General features: G+C 61.2%; 23 protein-coding genes. 17 read left to right on the plus strand and 6 right to left on the minus strand.

The features are described 5' to 3' along the window. Positions 1–59 precede the first annotated feature (59 nt). Both NK214_RS18630 and NK214_RS18635 read right to left on the minus strand, forming a co-directional pair. Positions 60–365 (minus strand): STAS domain-containing protein, encoded by a 306-nt coding sequence (locus NK214_RS18630; protein ID WP_039754785.1) that lies wholly within the window; start codon positions 363–365, stop codon positions 60–62. Positions 366–405: 40 nt separating this feature from the next. Beyond that, positions 406–1,563 (minus strand): PAS domain-containing sensor histidine kinase, encoded by a 1,158-nt coding sequence (locus NK214_RS18635; RefSeq protein ID WP_107798335.1) that lies wholly within the window; start codon positions 1,561–1,563, stop codon positions 406–408. A 179-nt stretch (positions 1,564–1,742) separates the two neighbouring features. Between NK214_RS18635 and NK214_RS18640 the strand changes: the two genes are divergently transcribed. The 9 genes from NK214_RS18640 to NK214_RS18680 are packed head-to-tail and all read left to right on the plus strand — an operon-like array spanning position 1,743 to position 10,124. Next, on the plus strand, positions 1,743–2,696 hold the full coding sequence (locus NK214_RS18640) for a chemotaxis protein (RefSeq protein WP_081546080.1): 954 nt from the start codon (positions 1,743–1,745) through the stop codon (positions 2,694–2,696). 39 nt (positions 2,697–2,735) lie between these two features. Next, entirely contained in the window at positions 2,736–3,674 is a 939-nt protein-coding gene (locus NK214_RS18645) for a chemotaxis protein (protein ID WP_107798334.1), read from the plus strand. A gap of 51 nt (positions 3,675–3,725) precedes the next feature. Continuing rightward, positions 3,726–4,121 carry a chemotaxis response regulator CheY gene (cheY, locus tag NK214_RS18650; protein WP_048410525.1) on the plus strand — a complete coding sequence of 132 codons (396 nt, stop codon included), beginning with the start codon at positions 3,726–3,728 and terminating at the stop codon, positions 4,119–4,121. Positions 4,122–4,166: 45 nt separating this feature from the next. Next, positions 4,167–4,925: a protein phosphatase CheZ gene (cheZ, locus tag NK214_RS18655; protein ID WP_107798333.1), complete on the plus strand. Its 759-nt coding sequence runs from the start codon at positions 4,167–4,169 to the stop codon at positions 4,923–4,925. Positions 4,926–4,976: 51 nt separating this feature from the next. Beyond that, a complete protein-coding gene (locus NK214_RS18660) occupies positions 4,977–6,881 on the plus strand; it encodes a chemotaxis protein CheA (RefSeq protein ID WP_107798332.1) in 1,905 nt (634 codons plus the stop codon). A 19-nt stretch (positions 6,882–6,900) separates the two neighbouring features. Continuing rightward, the gene (locus tag NK214_RS18665) at positions 6,901–8,124 is read left to right on the plus strand and encodes an EAL and HDOD domain-containing protein (RefSeq protein WP_048415010.1); all 1,224 of its coding nucleotides are present in this window, start codon (positions 6,901–6,903) and stop codon (positions 8,122–8,124) included. A gap of 46 nt (positions 8,125–8,170) precedes the next feature. Beyond that, positions 8,171–8,845, plus strand: coding sequence for a tRNA (adenosine(37)-N6)-threonylcarbamoyltransferase complex dimerization subunit type 1 TsaB (gene tsaB, locus NK214_RS18670; RefSeq protein ID WP_253315199.1), 675 nt, complete (start codon positions 8,171–8,173; stop codon positions 8,843–8,845). Further along, complete coding sequence (gene rimI / locus NK214_RS18675; protein WP_107798330.1) at positions 8,842–9,285, plus strand: ribosomal protein S18-alanine N-acetyltransferase; 444 nt, start codon at positions 8,842–8,844, stop codon at positions 9,283–9,285. The genes tsaB and rimI overlap by 4 nt, the downstream gene beginning before the upstream one ends. Continuing rightward, positions 9,282–10,124 carry a uracil-DNA glycosylase family protein gene (locus NK214_RS18680; RefSeq protein ID WP_253315200.1) on the plus strand — a complete coding sequence of 281 codons (843 nt, stop codon included), beginning with the start codon at positions 9,282–9,284 and terminating at the stop codon, positions 10,122–10,124. The genes rimI and NK214_RS18680 overlap by 4 nt, the downstream gene beginning before the upstream one ends. Positions 10,125–10,244: 120 nt before the next feature. Here NK214_RS18680 and rpmG read toward each other — a convergent pair whose 3' ends face one another. Continuing rightward, positions 10,245–10,400 (minus strand): 50S ribosomal protein L33, encoded by a 156-nt coding sequence (gene rpmG / locus NK214_RS18685; RefSeq protein WP_017506994.1) that lies wholly within the window; start codon positions 10,398–10,400, stop codon positions 10,245–10,247. 36 nt (positions 10,401–10,436) lie between these two features. Beyond that, positions 10,437–10,670 carry a 50S ribosomal protein L28 gene (gene rpmB / locus NK214_RS18690; protein ID WP_011137003.1) on the minus strand — a complete coding sequence of 78 codons (234 nt, stop codon included), beginning with the start codon at positions 10,668–10,670 and terminating at the stop codon, positions 10,437–10,439. A 291-nt stretch (positions 10,671–10,961) separates the two neighbouring features. Here rpmB and NK214_RS18695 point away from each other — a divergent pair, with 291 nt between their 5' ends. The 5 genes from NK214_RS18695 to NK214_RS18715 all read left to right on the plus strand — a co-directional run bounded on the left by NK214_RS18695 (position 10,962) and on the right by NK214_RS18715 (position 17,002). Beyond that, positions 10,962–12,608 carry a CTP synthase gene (locus tag NK214_RS18695; RefSeq protein WP_107798328.1) on the plus strand — a complete coding sequence of 549 codons (1,647 nt, stop codon included), beginning with the start codon at positions 10,962–10,964 and terminating at the stop codon, positions 12,606–12,608. Continuing rightward, positions 12,605–13,456, plus strand: coding sequence for a 3-deoxy-8-phosphooctulonate synthase (gene kdsA / locus NK214_RS18700; protein ID WP_107798327.1), 852 nt, complete (start codon positions 12,605–12,607; stop codon positions 13,454–13,456). The genes NK214_RS18695 and kdsA overlap by 4 nt, the downstream gene beginning before the upstream one ends. 82 nt (positions 13,457–13,538) lie before the next feature. Then, a complete protein-coding gene (eno, locus tag NK214_RS18705) occupies positions 13,539–14,822 on the plus strand; it encodes a phosphopyruvate hydratase (RefSeq protein ID WP_107798326.1) in 1,284 nt (427 codons plus the stop codon). Positions 14,823–14,826: 4 nt separating this feature from the next. Next, positions 14,827–15,117 (plus strand): cell division protein FtsB, encoded by a 291-nt coding sequence (ftsB, locus tag NK214_RS18710; protein ID WP_019103546.1) that lies wholly within the window; start codon positions 14,827–14,829, stop codon positions 15,115–15,117. Positions 15,118–15,196: 79 nt separating this feature from the next. Beyond that, positions 15,197–17,002 (plus strand): GGDEF domain-containing protein, encoded by a 1,806-nt coding sequence (locus NK214_RS18715; protein ID WP_107798325.1) that lies wholly within the window; start codon positions 15,197–15,199, stop codon positions 17,000–17,002. Positions 17,003–17,174: 172 nt separating this feature from the next. On the opposite strand, the gene NK214_RS18720 is transcribed toward NK214_RS18715, so the two are convergent. Continuing rightward, positions 17,175–17,474 (minus strand): RnfH family protein, encoded by a 300-nt coding sequence (locus tag NK214_RS18720; RefSeq protein WP_235089797.1) that lies wholly within the window; start codon positions 17,472–17,474, stop codon positions 17,175–17,177. Position 17,475: 1 nt separating this feature from the next. Beyond that, positions 17,476–17,913 carry a type II toxin-antitoxin system RatA family toxin gene (locus NK214_RS18725; protein ID WP_253315205.1) on the minus strand — a complete coding sequence of 146 codons (438 nt, stop codon included), beginning with the start codon at positions 17,911–17,913 and terminating at the stop codon, positions 17,476–17,478. Between the two features lie 196 nt (positions 17,914–18,109). Here NK214_RS18725 and smpB point away from each other — a divergent pair, with 196 nt between their 5' ends. The 3 genes from smpB to guaA all read left to right on the plus strand — a co-directional run bounded on the left by smpB (position 18,110) and on the right by guaA (position 20,588). Next, positions 18,110–18,565, plus strand: a complete 456-nt coding sequence (gene smpB / locus NK214_RS18730) for an SsrA-binding protein SmpB (RefSeq protein ID WP_081546054.1) — start codon at positions 18,110–18,112, stop codon at positions 18,563–18,565. Then, positions 18,565–18,918, plus strand: a complete 354-nt coding sequence (locus NK214_RS18735) for a hypothetical protein (RefSeq protein WP_107798322.1) — start codon at positions 18,565–18,567, stop codon at positions 18,916–18,918. Before smpB ends, NK214_RS18735 begins: the two co-directional genes overlap by 1 nt. 86 nt (positions 18,919–19,004) lie before the next feature. Then, on the plus strand, positions 19,005–20,588 hold the full coding sequence (guaA, locus tag NK214_RS18740; RefSeq protein ID WP_107798321.1) for a glutamine-hydrolyzing GMP synthase: 1,584 nt from the start codon (positions 19,005–19,007) through the stop codon (positions 20,586–20,588). Positions 20,589–20,820 lie beyond the last annotated feature (232 nt).

A 20,820-nucleotide genomic window follows, 5' to 3' on the forward strand; every position in this document is an offset into this window, starting at 1 on the left:
TGCCTCGGCATCAGCGGACAACCAGGCCCGGATGCGCACAGACGCTCCAATGCTTGAACTTACTTAATGGTGAACATCTTGTTGAAGCAGGCGATTTCGAACACCTGCATCACCGCCTCGCGGCAATTGATCAAGGTCATGCTCTTCTTCTGCCCCGCCGCGCGCTCCTTCAGCAACAACAGCATGCCCAGCGCGGAACTGTCCAGGAAGGGCACCTGATCAAAATCGATCTCGATCTCCTGCACCTCCGGATTGTCCAGCAACTCCTGGCTGGCCTGCCGGAATTCCCGATGCAAGTTGAAGTCGAATTGCCCGATCAGGATCATCTTTCCAACTCTGCCCTCGACTTTGACAATGGGTCTCATGCGGCGTCCTCTGCTTTCTTCTGAATAAACGGCACATCCATCACGATTGCATCATCGGAAGGCTGAGCTCGAAACAGGCCCCGCCCTCCCCCTTGTTGAAACAACGCACTTGCCCGCCCAGTTCGTCCACCACTTTCTTGACGATGGCCAAGCCCAGGCCGGTGCCGCCGGGGCGGGTGGTGAAAAAGGGCTCGAACATCTTCTCCAGCTCCTCCGGGTTGAATCCGGGACCCGAGTCCTCCACCCGAAACAGCAAGGCCGTCTCGCCTTCCTCCACCGATAGCCGCACCACATCGCCGCTTCCTGAAAAGTGCCAGGCATTCTCCAAGAGATTCACCAAGGCCCCCTGCAACGCTTTGCGGTCCACCAAAACCTTTATGGCAGATGACACCACCACATTGCAATCAAAAAGCACGCCTTTTTCATGACATTGTGGTTGCATGACGGCGCGCAAATCCTCCAGCAGACCCTCCAGATCCAAAGGCTCCAGCGTCGTCACCTGGCCGCGGACAAAACTCAGCATGTTCTGGATCAAGCTCTCCAGCGCCCGCATCCGGGCCAGGCTCTTGTCGACGAAGCGCGCGCGATCCTCCGCCCGCGGGATATCCTGCTTCAGATTGGCCGTATACAGCATCGCCGTGGCCAGCGGCGTGCGCAGCTGGTGCGCCAATGCCGCCGCCATGCCGCCCATGGACGCCAACTTCTGCTGACGCGCCAATTCTCCGGTCAATTGATGCAAACGCGATACATCGTGAATAAGCACAATCTGTCCTCCGACAGACGGCAGATCCTGGCATTGCATGGTCAACACCAGACCCGGCTCGCCATGCCGATGGCAATAGGTGTCGTCCAGTTCCGAACGCTGCAACCCCGCCAGCATGTCCCGCCATAAAGCGCCGACAGAACAGCCATTTAGCATCCGGCTGGCGGCCGGATTCACCGCCGTGACCGCGCCTTCGGCCGAGACTTGCACCACGCCCGCGGGCAGCGCCTCCAGCAGCAAACCCAGGCGCTCGGCCAGCATTGCGTTCTCATCGCGCTGTTTGCGCAGCTGATTATTGGCTTCGTCCAGCTGCGCGTTGAGAACTGTCACCTGGCTCTCAAGTTGTCTATACGCATCAATGAGTTGGCCGGACACCGCATTGAATTGCTCGAAAGCGGCTTCCAGTTGCTGCTGATCTTTGAGGCTTGAAACCATATGCCGAATCGCTTGCGAGTTATTTGTAAAAACCACTTAAACAGTATGATAATGAATGGGTATCGCTGAGCCAAGCTGTTATCTGGCATGCAGCTCAGCAAAAAAAACCGGGCAAAACCGATATCTGGCGTATAAAGGGTAGTAGTACGCCACTTCAAAAGAATGCAGCGGAGGTTTCTGTGTCAGAGCTTCTCAAAAAAATCGACGCCAGGACGAAACTGGCCGGCACCAACAAGCTGGAAATCCTGCTGTTCTCGTTGGGCCAGGATCAGCGCACGGGGCGCAAGGAAATCTTCGGGATCAACGTGTTCAAGGTGCGCGAGGTCATGCGCACGCCGGAAATCACTTCCGCGCCTGAAATGCCCTCCTCGGTGGAAGGCATGGTCAGCCTGCGCGGCGCGCTGGTGCCGGTCATCGACCTGGCCAAATACACCGGCGTCGTGACCAGCAACAAGCCGGAAATCATGATCGTCACCGAGTACAACGCCCACACCCAGGGCTTCCTGGTGGAGGCGGTGGACACCATCCTGCGTCTGGACTGGTCCGCGATGCGCGTGCCGCCGGAAATGATCACCAACCGCATGGCCGGGCTGGTGACGGCCGTGACCGAGCTGGACAACGGCACGCTGGTGATGATGATGGACGTGGAAAAAGTGCTGGCGGAAACCACCATCGTCGACGACGGCCACACCTTCCTCGGCATCGAGCCGGTCAAGGAACCGCGCCGGATCTTCTTCGCCGACGACTCCGCCGTGGCGCGCAAGCAGATCGAACGCACGCTGGAAGTGATGAACATCCAGTACACCTCCGCCATCAACGGCATGCGCGGATGGGAAGAATTGCAGAAAATGGCCAATCAGGCCGATCTGGCCGGCAAGAAGCTGTCGGATTCGCTGCACTTGGTGCTGACCGACGTGGAAATGCCGGAAATGGACGGCTATATGCTGACCAAGATGATCAAGAGCGATCCGCGTTTCAACGGCATTCCGGTGTTGATGCACTCCTCCCTTTCCGGTTCCTCGAATCAGAAGCTGGGCGAATCGGTCGGCGTGGATTCCTACGTCGCCAAATTCGAACCGCAGAAGCTGTCGATGAAACTGCGCCAGATGCTGAATCTGGAACCCAAAGACTAAAGATCAAGTAAGCAAAAGCATTAAGGGAGAGGGACAGATATGGCAGCCACAGACGCCTCCTTGCTTGCAACCGTTGACGCCAGGACCAAACTGGCGGGTTCCAACAAAATGGAGATTCTGCTGTTTTCGCTTGGAACGCGGGAAACCTTCGGCATTAACGTTTTCAAAGTGCGCGAGGTGTCGCAGACCCCCGCCATCACCAAAACCCCGAACATGCCGTTTGGCGTGGAAGGCGTGCTGTCGCTGCGCGGCAATATCATCCCGGTCATCTCGCTTGGCAAGTTCATCGGCGCCGATCAAACCCGCAGCTACGAAACCATGATCGTCACCGAGTTCAACAAGAGCACCCAGGCCTTCCTGGTCGACTCTGTGGACCGCATCATCCGCGTGGACTGGGACAAGGTGCGCGCGCCGGAAAACATGATGGCGGCGAGCGGCACCAACCAGAACCTGATCACCGCGATCACCGAACTGGAAAACGGCAAGCTGGTATCCATCCTGGACGTGGAGCAGATCCTGGCCAGCGTGGTCGGCGAGCCGCGCCTGCCGGACGTGCCTACCGCCCAGCTGGAAAACGACCAATACCTCTTCTTCGTCGACGACTCGGTCGTCGCCCGCAAGGAAATCACCGGCGTGCTGGAGAAGATGGGCATCAAATTTCAGCAAGCCACCAACGGCCGCGAAGCCTGGGACCGGCTGCAGACCCTGGCCGGCCGCAATTTCGGCGAGGACGAGTGCCTGCACGACCACCTGAAAATCATCCTCGTGGACGCCGAAATGCCGGAAATGGACGGCTATGTGCTGACCAAGCTGATCAAGTCCGATCAGCGTTTCCGCGGCATTCCGGTCGTGATGCACTCCTCGCTGTCCTCCAACGCCAACCGCGCGATGGGCTCCAGTGTGGGCGTGGACGCCTATGTCGCCAAGTTCGACCCCGGCGTGCTGGCCGAAACTTTGATTCCATTCCTGCAGAGGTAGTCGCTACAATATGCGGCTCGATGAATTTCAGATAAATCAGGACACACCTCAATGGCAGACAAGAATATTCGCTTCCTAGTCGTAGACGATTTCTCCACCATGCGGAGAATCGTGCGCAACCTTTTGAAAGAGCTAGGATTCACCAACGTCGACGAAGCCGAAGACGGCATGGTTGCGCTGCATAAGCTGAAAACCCAGCACTTCGACTTCATCGTTTCCGACTGGAACATGCCCAATATGACCGGCATCGAACTGCTCAAGGCAGTCCGCGCCGACGCCCAGCTCAAGCACTTGCCCTTCATGATGATCACCGCGGAAGCCAAACGGGAAAACATCATCGAAGCGGCCATGGCCGGAGCCAGCGGTTACATCGTGAAACCCTTCACTGCCGCCACCATGGAAGAAAAAATGAACAAGATCTTCCAAAACCTGAATAAACCAGCCTGAGTGCCGAAAAAAAACGGTCTGCGTCAGTATTGAGGAGGATTTATCGTGTCCAATCACATCCTGGAGAGCGGGGACAACCCGGATCTTGAAGCTCTGTTCGACAGCATTGCGACGCAGCAAAGCGAGGCCGCGCCGCCTGAAGCCGCCGCGCCCGAAGCCGTCGCAGCGTCCCAGCCAGCCGGAGCCGCCGGCAGCCCTACCTCGATGTATGAACAAATTGGTCAGTTAACCCGCAAAATGCATGATGCGCTACGCGATCTAGGCTACGACAAATCCCTGGGAAAAATGGCGGACGCGATTCCGGACGCCAAGGACAGGCTGACTTACATCGCCACCCTGACGGAGAATTCGGCCGAACGCGTGCTCAACGCCACGGATCTGGCCAAGCCGTATCAGGACCAGCTGGAAAGCAAGGCGCTGGAGCTGTCCTCGCGCTGGGAACGGCTGTACGCCAACCTGTTGAGCGTGGAAGAGTTCCAACAACTTGCGGCCGACACGCGCGGCTACTTAAATGAAGTGCCGGCCCAGACCCAGGCGACCAGCACCCAGTTGCTGGAAATCGTCATGGCCCAGGACTTTCAGGATCTGACCGGCCAGGTCATCAAGAAGATGATGGGCATGGTCCAACTGCTGGAAAGCGAGCTGGTCAACTTCCTGATCGAATTTTCGCCGGAGGCGAAAAAAGAAGAATTGGGCATGGGCACCAATCTGCTGAATGGCCCGGTCATCAATCCGGAAGGCCGCACCGACGTGGTCAGCAGCCAGCAACAGGTCGACGACCTGCTGGAAAGCCTGGGCTTCTAACGAACAACACGCAGAACAGAGCACGCGAGCAAGGCGTGGCGGGAGTGGAAAATGAGCGAATTCGCCGGCATGGAAGAGCTGCTGCAAGACTTCTTGATGGAGTCTACGGACCTCCTTTCCGATGTAGACAATAAACTGGTCGAACTGGAAAAGCGCCCGGAAGACAAAGCGCTGCTGAACGACATTTTCAGAGGCTTCCACACCATCAAGGGCGGCGCAGGCTTTCTTAATGTCGGCCCGATGATCAATCTATGCCATCGCACCGAAAACCTATTCGACAAACTCCGCAACGGCCAGCTGCACATCACCGCCGGCATCATGGACGTGATTCTTGACGCCACCGGCATCGTGCGCGATATGTTCGGCACCATGGGACAGGGCCTGATGCCCAGCGAAGCCGACCCGCGCATCCTGGCGGCTTTGGACGCCGCGCTGGCGGGCGAGGCGCTGTCCGAAGAGCCCGCGGCGGCCGAACCGGCCACAGCGGCAGCTCCCGCTCCGGTTGCAACACCAGCGCCCGCAGCTGCGGCCGCGCCGCAGCCCGCAAGCAATGGTCAAGGCCCGGACTGGAATCAGCTCTATCAAGCCGTCACCCCCGGCGGCGCGCCCGCCGCCCCTGCGGCGGCGCCCGCGCCCCAAGCGGCGGCGGCGCCTCCGGCCCCGGTTGCCGCTGCGCCTGCTCCCAAACCGGCGGCCAAGCCGGCTCCGAGCAAACCGGCCGCCAGCGCGCCCAGCAGCAGCGGCCCTCAGGAAAACACCATCCGCATCGACACCGTGCGTCTCGACATGGTGCTCAACCTGTCCGGCGAAATCGGCCTGACCAAGAACCGTCTGACCACGCTACGCACGGAAATCCTGCAAGGCAACCGCGACACCAATACTCTGCGCTCGCTGGACGAGGCGATCAGCCAGCTGGACCTGCTGGTCGGCGACCTGCAGAACGCGGTGATGAAAACCCGCATGCAGCCGATTGGCCGCCTGTTCCAGAAATACCCGCGCTTGGCTCGAGACCTCGCCCGCCAGCTGGGCAAGGAAGTCGAACTGGTGCTGTCCGGCGAAGAGACCGAGCTGGACAAGACCATGATCGAGGACTTGAACGATCCGCTGGTCCACTTGGTGCGCAACGCCGTCGACCACGGCATCGAACAGCCTGAAGAGCGCATCGCCGCCGGCAAGAAGCCGCAGGCGCTGGTGCAGCTGACCGCCGAACAGGTGGGCGACCACATCCTGATCGAGATCACCGACGACGGCAAAGGCATGAACGCCGACGCGCTGCGTCGCAAGGCCATCGAAAAAGGCCTGATCGACCAGGAAAGCGCCAACACGCTGGATGAGAAGCAATGCTTGCAGCTGATCTTCCTGCCCGGCTTCTCCACCAAGGATCAAATTTCCAGCGTGTCCGGCCGCGGCGTGGGCATGGACGTGGTGCGCACCAATATCCAGAAACTGAACGGCCGCATCGACATCAACTCGGTGCAGGGCGAAGGCACCCGCATCAGCATCTCGCTGCCTCTGACCCTCGCCATCCTGCCGGTGCTGGTGGTGCGCGCCTGCAACCAGCCGTTCGCCGTGCCGCTGGCGATGGTGCGCGAAATCATCACCATCGACCCGAGCGCGATCCAGGAAGTCTCCGGCAAGCCCACCATCGTGGTGCGCGACGAAATCCTGCCGCTGAAAACCCTGGCCGGCCTGCTGGGCTGGGAGCCGACGCAAAAGCCTTACTTCGGCGTGCTGATGCAGTCCGCGGAAAAATCCTTCATCCTGGCGATCGACTCCTTCGTCGGCCGCGACGACGTGGTGATCAAGCCGCTGCAGAACATCCGCCCGAAAGGCGTGGCCGGCGCCACCCTGTCCGGCGACGGTTCCGTCGTGCTGGTGCTGGACATGGAAGACCTGCTCACCTCCAGCGAGGCCAGCAACACCGTCACCCGATCCGCGGACCTGATCGCCACCTGAGCAAAGGCATACCGGGACAATGACCTCGACGAGCGCCTTCATAGGCAGGCAGGCCGTTCTCAACCGCAACCAGCAGCTCATTGGCTATGAGCTGCTTTTTCGTCCCAGCGGCGAGGCCTCCGGCGTCGGCAAGCATACCGAACTGCAAGCCGATACCCAGGTGCTGGTCAACACGCTCAACAATATGGGCACCAGCTGGCTGATAGGCAGCAAGCTGGCCTTCATCAATATCGGCGAAGCCATGCTCAGCAGCGAGTTCCTTGAACTGCTGCCGCCGCGCCGCGTCATTCTCGACATCTCGCCCCGCATCGTACCCTCCAACGAACTGCTGTCGCGCGCGCGGCACCTGCGTTCGCTGGGCTTCGGCATTTCGCTGGACGACTTCAGCTTCGAATCGCCGGCGGCGGCCTTTCTGGAGCTGGCCAACTACGTCAAGCTGGATATCCAGCATCAGGACACCAACCGCTTCCAGATGCTGGCGTCGCGGCTGCGCAGCTATCCGGTGATCCGCATCGCCGAACGCGTGGAAACCCACGCTCAGTTCCATCTGTGCAAAGAGCTGGGCATGGACGGCTTCCAGGGCTTTTACTTCGCCCAGCCGGAAACCCTGTCCGCCAAGGTCATCCACCCCTCCTTCCGCAACACCCTGGAGCTCTTGAACCTGCTGCGCCTGGACGCCGACATCCGCGACGTCGAGCAGGTGCTCAAACGCGACCTGGCCTTGTCCTACAAGCTGCTGCGCTACGTCAACTCCGCCGCGGCCGGCCTGAACACCAGCATCAGTTCCTTCTCCCACGCGGTCACCGTGCTGGGCTATCAAAAGCTCTACCGCTGGCTGACCCTGCTGCTGGTCACCGCCTCCGACGAAGGGCACGCGCCGCCGGCGCTGCAAAAAACCGCGGTCACCCGCGGCCGCTTCATGGAACTGCTGGGCAAGGCCCACGGCGAGCGTCACGACACCTGCGACAATCTGTTCATCATCGGCATGTTCAGCCTGCTGGACGTGCTGTTCGACATGCCGATGGCCAACATCATCGAGCATCTGCAGCTGCCCGAAGCCATCACCGAGGCCCTGTTGCATGAGAAAGGCACGATGAGCCGCTTCCTCAAGCTGGTCAAAGCCTGCGAAGACGGACAACTGACCGGCGTGCCGGAACTCTGCGCCCAACTGAACCTCAGCAGCGAGCAGTTCAACCAGGCCCATGTCTCCGCGCTCGCCTGGGTGGAAGAACTCGGCTTATAATTCGCAGTCTTGCAGCACGCTCTTAAGCTTGAGACCGAATTCCCCGATGAAATTGCTTGCCATTGATTGCTCCACCTCGTTTCTATCCCTAGCCGTTGACAACGGTTCGCGCATTTTCTCCTTCCACGAGAAAGTCGAGCAGAAGCACGCCGAACGCGCGCTGCCGGAACTGGCTCGCCTGCTGGAACAGGCGGAACTGCGTCTGGAGCAACTCGACGCCATCGCCTTCGGCCAGGGCCCCGGCTCCTTCACCGGCTTGCGCATCGCTTGCGGTCTGGCCCAGGGCCTGGCCTTCTCCGCCGGCATTCCGGTCATGGCCATTCCCACGCTGGACAATATCGCGCAGCAAGCCGGCGCCGGCACCGTGCTGGTCTGTCTCGACGCCAGAATGCAGCAGGTCTACAGCGCCGGCTACCGCGTCGCCGACAACGGCGAACCGGAACGCCTCGGCCCGATCAGCGTCGGCGCGCCGGAAGCCGTCCAATGGCCGGAGCGCGCCGTCATCGGCGCCGGCGACGGTTTCGAACGCTACCCCGTCCTGCAAGAAAGCGCCGGCGACGCCATTGTGCGCGCGGATCTGCAGCCCAACGCCCTCGCCTACTTCCCGCTGGCGCGCAGCGGCCGCTATCCGCAAACCCATCCGCGTGAAGCGGAGCTGCTGTATGTGCGCAATAAAGTCGCCCTGACCGCGCAGGAACAGCAGCAGGCGCGCCAAAAATGAGTTCCGTCTATCGCGCCTTCCTGCCCGACGACGCCGCTCAACTCGCCGAGCTGGAGAGCCGCGCCTGCGCTCACGGCTGGTCCGCAGCTCAATACCAAGACTCCGTGCGCTGCGGCCACCAATTCCACGGCCTGTTCGCCGCCGGGCGCCTGCAAGGCTTCGCCGTCACCCAGAGCGTGCTGGACGAGGCGGAACTGCTCAATATCGTGATGGATCCGCAATGGCAGGGCCAGGGCTTGGGCAAGCGGCTGCTGCGGGAACTGAGCGCCGCTCTGGCCGCCGCCGGCGCGCGACGCCTGTTTCTGGAAGTGCGGGCCGGCAACGCCGTCGCCCGCGCCCTGTACTCAAGCCAGGGCTTTATTGAAAACGGCCGGCGCAAGAACTACTACCCCTGTGCCGACGGCCGCGAAGACGCCATCCTGATGGAGACCGACCTATGAGCCGCGCCGCGCTGATTCAAAGCGTCATCGGACTGGGCCCCGCCTGGGAAGCGCGCCCCGGCTGGTTCGAACAACACCCGGCGGCGCTGAGCCGCCAAGCGGAAGCGCCGGCCGACGTCGACTTGGCGCCCGTGGAGCCCCCGGCTCCGCCGCGGCCGGACATTGTCGCGCAGCCCGAACCGACGACGCTCGTCGCCGCGCCGCCCTCCGCCAAGCTCCCTCCGCTCTCCGCCGAGCCCCCTCCGATCGCCTCCCCCGCGCCCGAAGTCCTGCCTCTGCTGGAATGGGACGCGCTGGAACGCGCGGTGCGCGACTGCCGCGACTGCCGGCTGTGCCAAACCCGCACCCAAACCGTTTTCGGTCGCGGCAACCGACAGGCGCGCTGGCTATTGATCGGCGAAGCGCCGGGTGAGCAGGAGGACAGGCAGGGCCAGCCTTTCGTCGGCCGAGCCGGCCAGTTGCTGGACAATATGCTGACCGCCACCGGACTGGATCGCGACCGCGACGTGTATATCGCCAACGTGCTCAAATGCCGTCCGCCCGGCAACCGCAATCCCAGCGGCGACGAAATCGCCGCCTGCCAGAGCTATCTGATCCAGCAGATCCGCCATATCCAGCCCACGCTGATCCTGGCGCTCGGCCGCTTCGCCGCCCAGACCCTGCTGCAAACGGAAAAGGGCATCGGCCAATTGCGCGGCAAACTGCACAGCTATCAGGACATTCCCTTGATCGTCAGCTACCACCCGGCCTACCTGCTGCGCAACCAGCCGGACAAACTCAAGGCCTGGCAAGATCTGGTGTTCGCCAAAAAAACCTTTGGCCGCCTCAGCGCCGATTAAACGCAAAAACCCCGCCAAGCATGCTTGGCGGGGTTTTTTAGTGCCGAACCATAAAGAAAAAAACCCTTCTCCGTGCACCAGAGAAGGGCTCTTTGCTTTCGCGTTCCCGCGGAAACCGGCTTATTTCAGCTTGGTTTCTTTGTACAGAACGTGTTTGCGAGCAACGGGATCAAATTTTTTGATCTCCATTTTTTCCGGCATCGTACGCTTGTTCTTCGTAGTCGTGTAGAAGTGGCCGGTGCCAGCAGTGGACTCAAGCTTGATTTTATCGCGCATGTGTTATTACCTCAGTAGCTTTCTGGTTGACCGCAATCAGATCTCGCCGCGAGCGCGCAGATCAGCCAGCACTACATCGATGCCAACTTTGTCGATGGTACGCAGTGCCGCGTTGGATACGCGCAGACGCACCCAGCGGTTTTCGCTCTCAACCCAGAACTTGCGATATTGCAGGTTAGGCAGAAAACGACGTTTAGTCTTATTGTTGGCGTGGGAAACATTGTTCCCGGTCATCGGACGCTTGCCGGTGACTTTGCAAACACGCGCCATGTTGAACACTCCCAAAACCGGTAAAAGCTGGCTTTATATCATAGACAAAGCCAGACACTCAAGCAGAAAACGCACCCTTTTGCAGCATGGGCGCGATCGTGTATGAAACAGTCGGCGGCAATTGTACCGTATTCGCCACAGAGATGCGAGCACTTCTTTGCCAAGCGGCGAAACGCGTCTGGCCGGCCGCGCTCGGGAACGGCGGCGCGACTTGCAACAACATGGTTCGAAGCGATTCAAATCGCAACGATTTCAGGGTAGAATCCCGGATTCCCATAGAGCCGTAATCTCATGACCAAGTACATCTTCGTAACCGGCGGTGTGGTGTCCTCCCTGGGTAAGGGCATTGCCGCTGCGTCCATCGCCGCCATCCTCGAGTCTCGCGGGCTGAAAGTCACCATGCTGAAGCTCGATCCCTACATCAACGTTGATCCGGGCACCATGAGCCCGTTCCAGCACGGCGAGGTGTTCGTCACCGAAGACGGCGCGGAAACCGACCTCGATCTGGGCCACTACGAGCGCTTCATCCACGCGAAGATGAAGAAAAGCAACAACTTCACCACCGGCCAGGTGTACGAGTCCGTGATCACCAAGGAGCGCCGCGGCGACTACCTGGGCGGCACCGTGCAAGTGATCCCGCACATCACCGACGAAATCAAGCTGAAGATGCATGAAGGCGCGGCCGACGCCGACGTCGCCATCGTCGAGATCGGCGGCACCGTGGGCGACATCGAATCGCTGCCCTTCCTGGAAGCCATCCGCCAGATGCGCTCCAACCTGGGCCGCAAGAACACCCTGTACGTGCACCTGTCCTACGTGCCCTACATCGCCACCGCCGGCGAGATCAAGACCAAGCCGACCCAGCACTCGGTGAAAGAACTGCGCGAGATCGGCATTCAGCCGGACGTGCTGCTGTGCCGGATGGACCGCGAACTGCCGGAAGACGAAAAGCGCAAGATCGCGCTGTTCTGCAATGTGGAAGAAAACGCCGTCATCGGCTGTTACGACTCCGACTCCATCTACAAAGTGCCGGCCATGCTCCACAACCAGGGCATCGACGACATCATCGCCGAGCAACTGCAACTGGACCTGCCCAAGGCGGATCTGTCGGTGTGGGGCCGCATCATCGACGCGATCGAGCACCCGGACCACAGCATCAACATCGCCATGGTCGGCAAATACGTCGATCTGACCGAGTCCTACAAGTCGCTGACCGAAGCGCTGAAGCACGCCGGCATCCATACCCGCACCAACGTCAACATCATCTACGTGGACTCCGAGGAGATCGAGCGCGACGGCGCCGACTCCCTGAAGGACATGGACGCCATCCTGGTGCCGGGCGGCTTCGGCAAGCGCGGCGTGGAAGGCAAGATCAAGGCGGTCAAGTTCGCTCGCGAGAACGACATCCCCTATATGGGCATCTGCCTGGGCATGCAAATCGCGCTGATCGAATACGCTCGCGACGTGGCCGGCATGGCCGGCGCCAACTCCACCGAATTCGACCTCGACACCAACTTCCCGGTGGTGGCCTTGATCGACGAGTGGGTCAACCACGACGGCAAGGTGGAAAAACGCGACGAAAACTCCAATCTGGGCGGCACCATGCGCCTGGGCGGCCAGCAGTGCGATCTGGAGCCGGGCTCTCTGGCGGCGAAAATCTACGGCGCCGGCGAGATCGTAGAGCGTCATCGCCACCGCTACGAAGTCAACAACTACTACATTCCGCGTCTGGAACAGGCCGGCCTGGCCATCAGCGGCCGCTCCGCCGGTCATGAGAAGCTGGTCGAAACCATAGAGCTGGCCAATCACCGCTGGTTCTTCGCCTGCCAGTTCCACCCGGAATTCACCTCGACTCCGCGCGACGGCCATCCGCTGTTCATCTCCTACGTGAAAGCGGCGCTGCAATACCAAGCGGACAAGCAAGGACCCAAGGCATGAAACTGTGCGGATTCGAAGTCGGCCTCAACCAGCCGCTGTTCCTGATCGCAGGCCCCTGCGTGATCGAGAGCGAACAGATGGCGCTGGACACCGCCGGCCAGCTCAAGGAGATCACCGCCGAGCTGGGCATCAACTTCATCTACAAATCGAGCTACGACAAGGCCAACCGCTCCTCCGGTTCCTCCTTCCGCGGCTTCGGCATCGATGAAGGCCTGCGCATCCTCTCGGAAGTGAAACGCCAGATCGGCGTGCCGGTGCTGACCGACGTGCACAGCGAGAACGAAATCGTGCAAGTGGCCAGCGTGGTCGACGTGCTGCAAACGCCGGCCTTCCTGTGCCGCCAGACCGACTTCATCCGCGCCGTCGCCCAATGCGGCAAGCCGGTGAACATCAAGAAGGGCCAGTTCCTGGCCCCGGGCGACATGAAGAACGTCATCGACAAGGCCCGCGCCGCCGCGCAGGAAGCCAACCTCGAGCCGGACAGCTTCATGGCCTGCGAACGCGGCGTTTCCTTCGGCTACAACAACCTTGTGTCCGACATGCGTTCGCTGATGATCATGCGCGACACCCAGTGCCCGGTGGTCTACGACGCCACCCACTCGGTGCAGCTGCCCGGCGGCCAAGGCACCTCCTCCGGCGGCCAGCGCGAATTCGTGCCGGTGCTGGCGCGCGCCGCGGTGGCTTCCGGCATCGCCGGCATCTTCATGGAAACCCATCCGAACCCGGCCTGCGCAATGTCAGACGGCCCCAACGCCTGGCCTTTGCCGCGCATGAAGGAACTGCTGACCACGCTCAAGGCGCTGGACGACTTGGTCAAGCACAATCCCTGGCCGGAACACACCCTGTAAACCGGCAGGTGCAGATCGCAACCGGCTCCGGCCGGTTGCTTGCCCTCCGCCCGAACACAACCAGCCTTTGAAGGAAATGTAAATGAGTTCGATCATCGATGTGGTAGCTCGTGAGATTCTGGATTCGCGCGGCAATCCGACCGTGGAAGCAGACGTATTGCTGGAGTCCGGCGTCATGGGCCGCGCCGCGGTGCCCAGCGGCGCCTCCACCGGCGAAAAAGAAGCGCTGGAACTGCGCGACGGCGATAAAAGCCGCTATCTGGGCAAGGGCGTGTTGAAGGCGGTGGAAAACATCAACACCGAAATCTGCGAAGCCATCATCGGCCTCGACGCCAGCGACCAGGCCTTCATCGACAAGACCCTGATCGAGCTGGACGGCACCGAAACCAAATCCCGCCTCGGCGCCAACGCGCTCTTGGCCGTGTCCATGGCCGTGGCCCGCGCCGCCGCCGAAGACGCCGGCCTGCCGCTGTACCGCTACCTGGGCGGCGCCGGCCCGATGGCCCTGCCGGTGCCGATGATGAACGTGATCAACGGCGGCGCGCACGCCAACAACACCCTGGACATCCAGGAATTCATGATCATGCCGGTGGGCGCGCAAACCTTCCGCGAAGCGCTGCGCTGCGGCGCGGAAATCTTCCACAGCCTGAAGAAGATCTGCGACCAGAAAGGCTACGCCACCACCGTGGGCGACGAAGGCGGCTTCGCGCCCAATCTGAACAGCCACGAAGACGCGATCAAGCTGATTCTGGAAGCCATCGACGCCGCCGGCTACGTGGCCGGCCAGGACGTGATGCTGGCGCTGGACTGCGCCTCCTCCGAGTTCTACAAGGACGGCAAATACCATCTGACCGCCGAAGGCCTGCAGCTCACTTCCGAACAGTTCACCGACTATCTGGAAACCCTGGTCAACCACTACCCCATCCTCTCCATCGAGGACGGCATGAGCGAGCACGACTGGGACGGCTGGAAACTGCTGACCGAACGCCTGGGCGCCCGCGTGCAGATCGTCGGCGACGATCTGTTCGTCACCAACCCCAAGATCCTGGCCAAGGGCATCGAAGGCGGCCTCGCCAACTCGCTGCTGGTCAAGGTCAATCAGATCGGCACGCTGTCGGAAACGCTGAAAGCGGTTGATCTCGCCAAGCGTTCCCGCTATACCAGCGTTATGAGTCATCGCTCCGGCGAAACCGAAGACAGCACCATCGCGGATCTGGCCGTTGCCACCAACTGCATGCAGATCAAGACAGGCTCGCTGTCCCGCTCCGACCGCATGGCTAAATACAATCAGTTGCTGCGCATCGAAGAAGAGCTGGGCGACGCTGCCTACTATCCGGGCAAAGCTGCCTTTTACCACCTGAAGTAATCGTATGCGCTGGCTGACCCTGACTCTGGTGACAGTAATACTGGCCCTGCAATGGCCGTTGTGGTTTGGCAAAGGTAGCTGGCTCAGAGTCTGGCAGCTGGACAAGCAACTACAGGAACAGCGGGCGACCACCCAAAAGCTGGTGGCCCGCAACGCCGCGCTGGACGCGGAAGTGCGTGATTTGAAACAGGGGACGGACGCCATTGAGGAGAGAGCCCGCAATGAACTTGGCATGATTCGGAATGGTGAAGTATTTTTCCAATTGCTGGATCCGGTGAAGCCAACGCCTCGCTAAATATCCGCCCGGACCGCACTGTAGAGCTGAACAGACAACAAGAATGACGTCCGGTCTAAAAAAGTCCAAGGTTTGGGCAATGACAACACAAAACCCCATCGAAGTCGCACGAGAAACGCTCAAACAGCTGACGGTGCGCAAGCTGTTGCCGACACCGGAAAACTTTGAGCGGGTTTATCACGAGCTGACGCAAACGCCGGTCGACCGCGACAACAAGCTTGCGGTGCTGTTGCTGCGCGCATTGGAAACGCTGCCTCAAGAAAGCGTGCAGGCCAAAGTCACGCTCACCCGCCTGAAACAAGTCTGCGACGAAAACCGCTGGGAACAAGCCCCGCAACTGATCATAGACTTTCTGCGCGCCTCGCTCAGCGCCAGCCAACAGCAGCACAGCTGGGGCACGCTGATCCAGAACCTGATCCGCAATTGGGACCTGCGCCTGCCCAATATGCCTCAGCACCACAAGCAATCCACGCTGGAACGGGTGCTGATCAATTACGGCAACCAGCCCGACGAATTGAACCAGAAGCTGGCCACGCTGATCCAGAACTGGACCCAGTCCGCGCCGTCGTCCAACGGCAACGGCGCCGCCCTCCCCGATGCCTCCGCTCCCGCAAGCAGCCCCGACGACGACGCCGACGTCCCCAGCGACAGCTGGCTTGCCTGGCAGCGCACGCTGAGCTTCGCGCTCAAGCACGGCCTGGAACCGCGGCTGATCAACTATCCGGAATTGGTGGACGCGCTGGAAGCGCTGCTGGGCGAACTGAATCAAGTGGCCGACGACGCCGCGCTCAACGCCTACATGCCCAAGCTGCGGGCGTTCATGATCAAGCTGGAACTGCAATCGCAGCAGGACGACCGCCTGGTGTCGGCGATGACCAATCTGCTGCGCCTGCTGCTGGAAAACATCGCCGAGCTCAATCACTCGGACACCTATCTGGTGGGCCAGGTGCACTCGCTGCAGGACATCCTCAGCCACGAGCCGCTGTCCATGCAGCAGGTCTATCAGATGGAGTCCAGCCTCAAGGACGTGATCCGCAAGCAAGGCCAATTGAAAACCTCGCTGGACGAGGCGGCCAGCTCGCTGCGCTCCTTGCTGGACCGTTTCATCTCGCGTCTGGCGATGATGACGGACAGCACCGACGACTTCCAGAACAAGATCAAGGACCACAGCACCCGCATCAAACAGTCGCAGAACGTAGAGGAACTGGGCAGCATCATCGGCTCCCTGATGGAAGACACCTCGCTGATGCAACTGGACCTGACCCGCTCCCGCGACGAACTGCTGTCCGCCAAGGAACAGGTGGAAGCCGCCGAACAAAGAATCGCCGAACTGGAAGGCGCGCTGGAGGCCGCCAGCGCCAAGGTGCGCGAAGACCAGTTGACCGGTGCCTTCAACCGCCGCGGCCTGGCCGAACATTTCCAGCGCGAAATCAGTCGCGCCGAGCGCACCGGCGCGCCGCTGTCCGTCGCCCTGCTCGACGTGGACAACTTCAAGCAGCTGAACGATAAATACGGCCACCTGGCCGGCGACGACGCGCTGAAATACCTGGTGGACACCATCAAGCACAGCCTGCGTCCGGCCGACATCGTCGCCCGCTTCGGCGGCGAGGAGTTCGTGATCCTGATGCCGGACACGCCGGAAGACGAGGCCGTCGCCACCGTGCAGCGGCTGCAGCGCGAACTGACCAAAACCTTCTTCCTGGCCAACAACGACCGCCTGCTGATCACCTTCAGCGCCGGCGTGGCCAAATGGCATTTGGGCGAGCAAGAGGCCGACGTGCTGGAGCGCGCCGACCAAGCCATGTACCAAGCCAAGCTCAACGGCAAGAACCGCGTGCACTCGGCGGAGGAGCAGCCGCCGTCGCTGATGGCGCCGCAGCTATAAACCGCGTTTAGAACGTGTTTACGATCTCGCGAGCTAAGGTGAGACAAGGCGAAAACCGCTGAGAAAGCGGAGTGTACACACGGTACATGAGCATTTCGAAGTGATTTCCAACGCCGTATCGCCGACGCGCAGCAGATCGTAAACAGGTTCTTAGACATCCTCTCGGCGGCGGCTAGTGCCCGCCGCCTTTTTTCATCTGCTTCCCCGCCTCGGCGCGTTGTCGCCTCACCGTCTTGGGGTCCGCGATCAAGGGCCGGTAAATCTCCACCCTATCGTGCTCGCGCAACGGCGCGTCGTCCTTGACCGCCTTGCCGAAGACGCCCAGCTTCAGGCTCTCCGTCTCCAGTTGCGGGAAGCGCGCCAGCAAACCCGACAACTCCGCCGCCTGGCGCGCGGTCGTTCCCGCCGCCACCTGCAAGACCACCAGCTCCTGACGCTCGGGCAAGGCCAACACCACTTCCACCTGCATCAGCTCAGTCATCGCCGTACACCTTGTCGGCTTCCTTGATGAAGGCGTCCACCAGGGTGCCGGAAATATGGCCGAACACCGGCCCGATGATCATCTCCAAAACCTTGCTGGAAAACTGGTAGCTGAGACGGAACTCCACTTTGCAGCCAATCTCGCCCAAGGGCTTGAAGTGCCAGCGCCCTTCCAAATGCTCGAACGGCCCGTCCACCAGTTCCATCAGGATGGCCTCGTCCGCCTGATTGGTGTTGCGGGTGGTGAAGTGCTGCTTCACCTTCAGGTAATCGATGTGCAGGCTGGCCACCACCTGATCGCCCTCGCGCGACAACACCTCGGCCTTGCCGCACCAGGGCAGGAACCGGCTGTAATGCTCGATATCGTCCACCAGCGCAAACATCTGCGCCGGCGTATGCGCCACCAACACGCTTTTTTCAACCACCTGCATCCATTGCTCGCTTATCGTCACCGCTGTCCCGTCTTTGCCACGGGAATCGTCAGCATCGGTAAAAACCTCAAGTTTAACAAAATCCGGCGCGCCCCACCCTGCCTCCCGTCAAAGCGCTGTATTTTCATGGCTTTGGCAAGCCGCCGGCTTCTGGTACAATGGAGGATTCATTCCACAGATTACTCCGATAGCCGACATGAGCATCATCCAGAACCGCAAGGCCTTCCACGACTACTTCATCGAGGAAAAGCTCGAAGCCGGGCTCGTGCTGGAAGGTTGGGAAGTCAAGGCCATCCGCGCCGGCCGCGTCCAGTTGAAGGAAAGCTACGTGGACTGGAAAAACGGCGCCTTCTGGCTGATCGGCTGCCACATCACGCCGCTGCAATCCGCTTCCACCCACGTCAAGGCCGACCCGGTGCGCCCGCGCAAACTGCTGCTGTCGCAAGAGCAGATCAACCGCTTCATCGGCAAGGTGGAACGCGCCGGCTACACCATGATGGCGCTGGACCTGCACTACACCCGCGGCAACATCAAGGTCGAAGTGGGGCTGGCCAAGGGCAAGAAGCTGCACGACAAGCGCGACACCGAAAAAGACCGCGAATGGCAGCGCGAAAAACAGCGCTTCATGAAAAACCAGCGTGGAGCCGCCTGATGAACCGCAGCGCGGCCCTGCCCATCGTGCTCATTTGCCTGGGATCGGTCTGGTTCCTGAAAAGCACCTCGCTGCTGCCCAACACCGCCACCTTGCTCTCTCTGTTGCTGGCCGCCGCGGGCGTTTTGCTCTTCGTCGTGGACGGCTTCAACAAATCCACCCTAGTCACCAGCCCGCTGCTGATCTACGCCGGCGGCGCCATCTACCTCTACGACGCGGTAGGCCTGCGCCCCAGCCATCTGCTGTCCTTCGGCATGATCCTCGCCGGCCTGCTGATGCTGCTGGCCCGCAGCGAACACGTGCCGGAGCGCAGCCGCAGATTCCGGCTGCCGTCTCGGGACGGCGAACAATGAAAGCAGGCCCGCGCCGCCGCGCGCCCAGCCGCCTGCGACACTATCTCAATCATCACGGCCGCACGGCCCACAACATTTCCTGAAGGATAGGCATGGACAAAGTCCTCATTCTCGATTTCGGCTCTCAGGTCACCCAACTGATTGCCCGCCGCGTACGCGAAGCTCACGTTTACTGTGAGCTTCATTCGTTTGACATGCCGCTGGAAGAAATCCGCGCCTTCGCGCCCAAAGCCATCATCCTCTCCGGCGGCCCCAACTCGGTGTACGAATCCGACTACCAGGCCGATCCGGCGCTGTTCGAACTCGGCGTTCCGGTGCTGGGCATCTGCTACGGCATGCAGTTCATGGCCCAGACCTTCGGCGGCAAAGTGGAAGCCGGCGACAAGCGCGAGTTCGGCTACGCCCAGATCAAGGCCCGCCATCACTCCAAACTGCTGGAAGGCCTGCAAGACCAGGTGGACGACGCCGGCAACGGCTTCCTCGACGTCTGGATGAGCCATGGCGACAAGGTCACCGGCCTGCCGCCGGGCTTCAACGTCATCGCCGAAACCCCGTCCTGCCCGATCGCAGCCATGGCCGACGAGAGCCGCGGCCTCTACGGCGTGCAGTTCCATCCGGAAGTGACCCACACCAAGCGCGGCACGGAAATGATCCATCGCTTCGTGCTGCACGTGGCCGGCTGCAAACCCAGCTGGACCATGCCCAACTACATCGACGAAGCGGTGAAGAAGATCCGCGAGCAAGTGGGCGACGAAGAAGTCATCCTCGGCCTGTCCGGCGGCGTGGACTCCTCGGTGGCCGCCGCGCTGATCCACCGCGCCATCGGCCCGCAACTGACCTGCGTCTTCGTCGATCACGGCCTGCTGCGCCTGAACGAAGGCAAGATGGTGATGGAAATGTTCGCGCAGAACCTGGGCGTGAAAGTGGTTCACGTGCAGGCGGAAGCCGACTTCATGAGCAAGCTCGCCGGCGAGAGCGACCCGGAGAAGAAGCGCAAGATCATCGGCGCGGAATTCATCGAGGTGTTCGACCGCGAATCCGGCAAGCTCAGCAACGCCAAATGGCTGGCCCAGGGCACCATCTACCCGGACGTGATCGAATCCGCCGGCGCCAAGACCAAGAAGGCCCACACCATCAAGAGCCACCACAATGTGGGCGGCCTGCCGGAAGACATGAACCTCAAGCTGCTGGAGCCGCTGCGCGAACTGTTCAAGGACGAAGTGCGCCAATTGGGCGTCGCGCTCGGCCTGCCGCACGACATGGTCTACCGCCACCCCTTCCCGGGCCCGGGCCTGGGCGTGCGCATCCTGGGCGAAGTGAAGAAAGAGTACGCTGATCTGCTGCGCCAGGCCGACGCCATCTTCATCGAAGAACTGCGCAACACCGTGGACGAGAAGAGCGGCAAGAACTGGTACGAACTGACCAGCCAGGCCTTCGCCGTGTTCCTGCCGGTGAAATCGGTGGGCGTGATGGGCGACGGCCGCACTTACGACTACGTCGTCGCGCTGCGCGCCGTGGTCACCAGCGACTTCATGACCGCTCACTGGGCGGAGCTGCCGTACAGCCTGCTGGGCCGCGCGTCCAACCGCATCATCAACGAGGTCAAGGGCATCAACCGCGTGGTGTACGACGTGTCCGGCAAGCCGCCGGCCACCATCGAGTGGGAATAAGCGCCCTCCTCTCAACCCCGGCAAACGCCGGGGTTTTTTCTTGTCCGCGCCCGGCGCAATTTATGCCGTTAAAATGCAATTGACTATCGCAACATTTCCCGACACGCGCTAAACTGGCGGCATGTTTGCCATACCGCCATATTCGCATTGCCTTAAGCAGATTCCAGCCCTGCGTCCAGCCCTTGCCGGCGCGCATTGAATCCGACTCCAGCCCCTCCTTCGCGCCACCGTC

Source organism: Chromobacterium sp. S0633 (assembly GCF_024158805.1).
Classification (GTDB): Bacteria; Pseudomonadota; Gammaproteobacteria; order Burkholderiales; family Chromobacteriaceae; genus Chromobacterium.

Coding starts and splice junctions, on each gene's coding strand:
- NK214_RS18630 (WP_039754785.1), bottom strand. CDS start 365: ATGAGACCCATTGTCAAAGTCGAGGGCAGAGTTGGAAAGATGATCCTG.
- NK214_RS18635 (WP_107798335.1), bottom strand. CDS start 1,563: ATGGTTTCAAGCCTCAAAGATCAGCAGCAACTGGAAGCCGCTTTCGAG.
- NK214_RS18645 (WP_107798334.1), top strand. CDS start 2,736: ATGGCAGCCACAGACGCCTCCTTGCTTGCAACCGTTGACGCCAGGACC.
- cheY (WP_048410525.1), top strand. CDS start 3,726: ATGGCAGACAAGAATATTCGCTTCCTAGTCGTAGACGATTTCTCCACC.
- NK214_RS18660 (WP_107798332.1), top strand. CDS start 4,977: ATGAGCGAATTCGCCGGCATGGAAGAGCTGCTGCAAGACTTCTTGATG.
- NK214_RS18665 (WP_048415010.1), top strand. CDS start 6,901: ATGACCTCGACGAGCGCCTTCATAGGCAGGCAGGCCGTTCTCAACCGC.
- tsaB (WP_253315199.1), top strand. CDS start 8,171: ATGAAATTGCTTGCCATTGATTGCTCCACCTCGTTTCTATCCCTAGCC.
- rimI (WP_107798330.1), top strand. CDS start 8,842: ATGAGTTCCGTCTATCGCGCCTTCCTGCCCGACGACGCCGCTCAACTC.
- NK214_RS18680 (WP_253315200.1), top strand. CDS start 9,282: ATGAGCCGCGCCGCGCTGATTCAAAGCGTCATCGGACTGGGCCCCGCC.
- rpmG (WP_017506994.1), bottom strand. CDS start 10,400: ATGCGCGATAAAATCAAGCTTGAGTCCACTGCTGGCACCGGCCACTTC.
- rpmB (WP_011137003.1), bottom strand. CDS start 10,670: ATGGCGCGTGTTTGCAAAGTCACCGGCAAGCGTCCGATGACCGGGAAC.
- NK214_RS18695 (WP_107798328.1), top strand. CDS start 10,962: ATGACCAAGTACATCTTCGTAACCGGCGGTGTGGTGTCCTCCCTGGGT.
- kdsA (WP_107798327.1), top strand. CDS start 12,605: ATGAAACTGTGCGGATTCGAAGTCGGCCTCAACCAGCCGCTGTTCCTG.
- eno (WP_107798326.1), top strand. CDS start 13,539: ATGAGTTCGATCATCGATGTGGTAGCTCGTGAGATTCTGGATTCGCGC.
- ftsB (WP_019103546.1), top strand. CDS start 14,827: ATGCGCTGGCTGACCCTGACTCTGGTGACAGTAATACTGGCCCTGCAA.
- NK214_RS18715 (WP_107798325.1), top strand. CDS start 15,197: ATGACAACACAAAACCCCATCGAAGTCGCACGAGAAACGCTCAAACAG.
- NK214_RS18725 (WP_253315205.1), bottom strand. CDS start 17,913: ATGCAGGTGGTTGAAAAAAGCGTGTTGGTGGCGCATACGCCGGCGCAG.
- smpB (WP_081546054.1), top strand. CDS start 18,110: ATGAGCATCATCCAGAACCGCAAGGCCTTCCACGACTACTTCATCGAG.
- NK214_RS18735 (WP_107798322.1), top strand. CDS start 18,565: ATGAACCGCAGCGCGGCCCTGCCCATCGTGCTCATTTGCCTGGGATCG.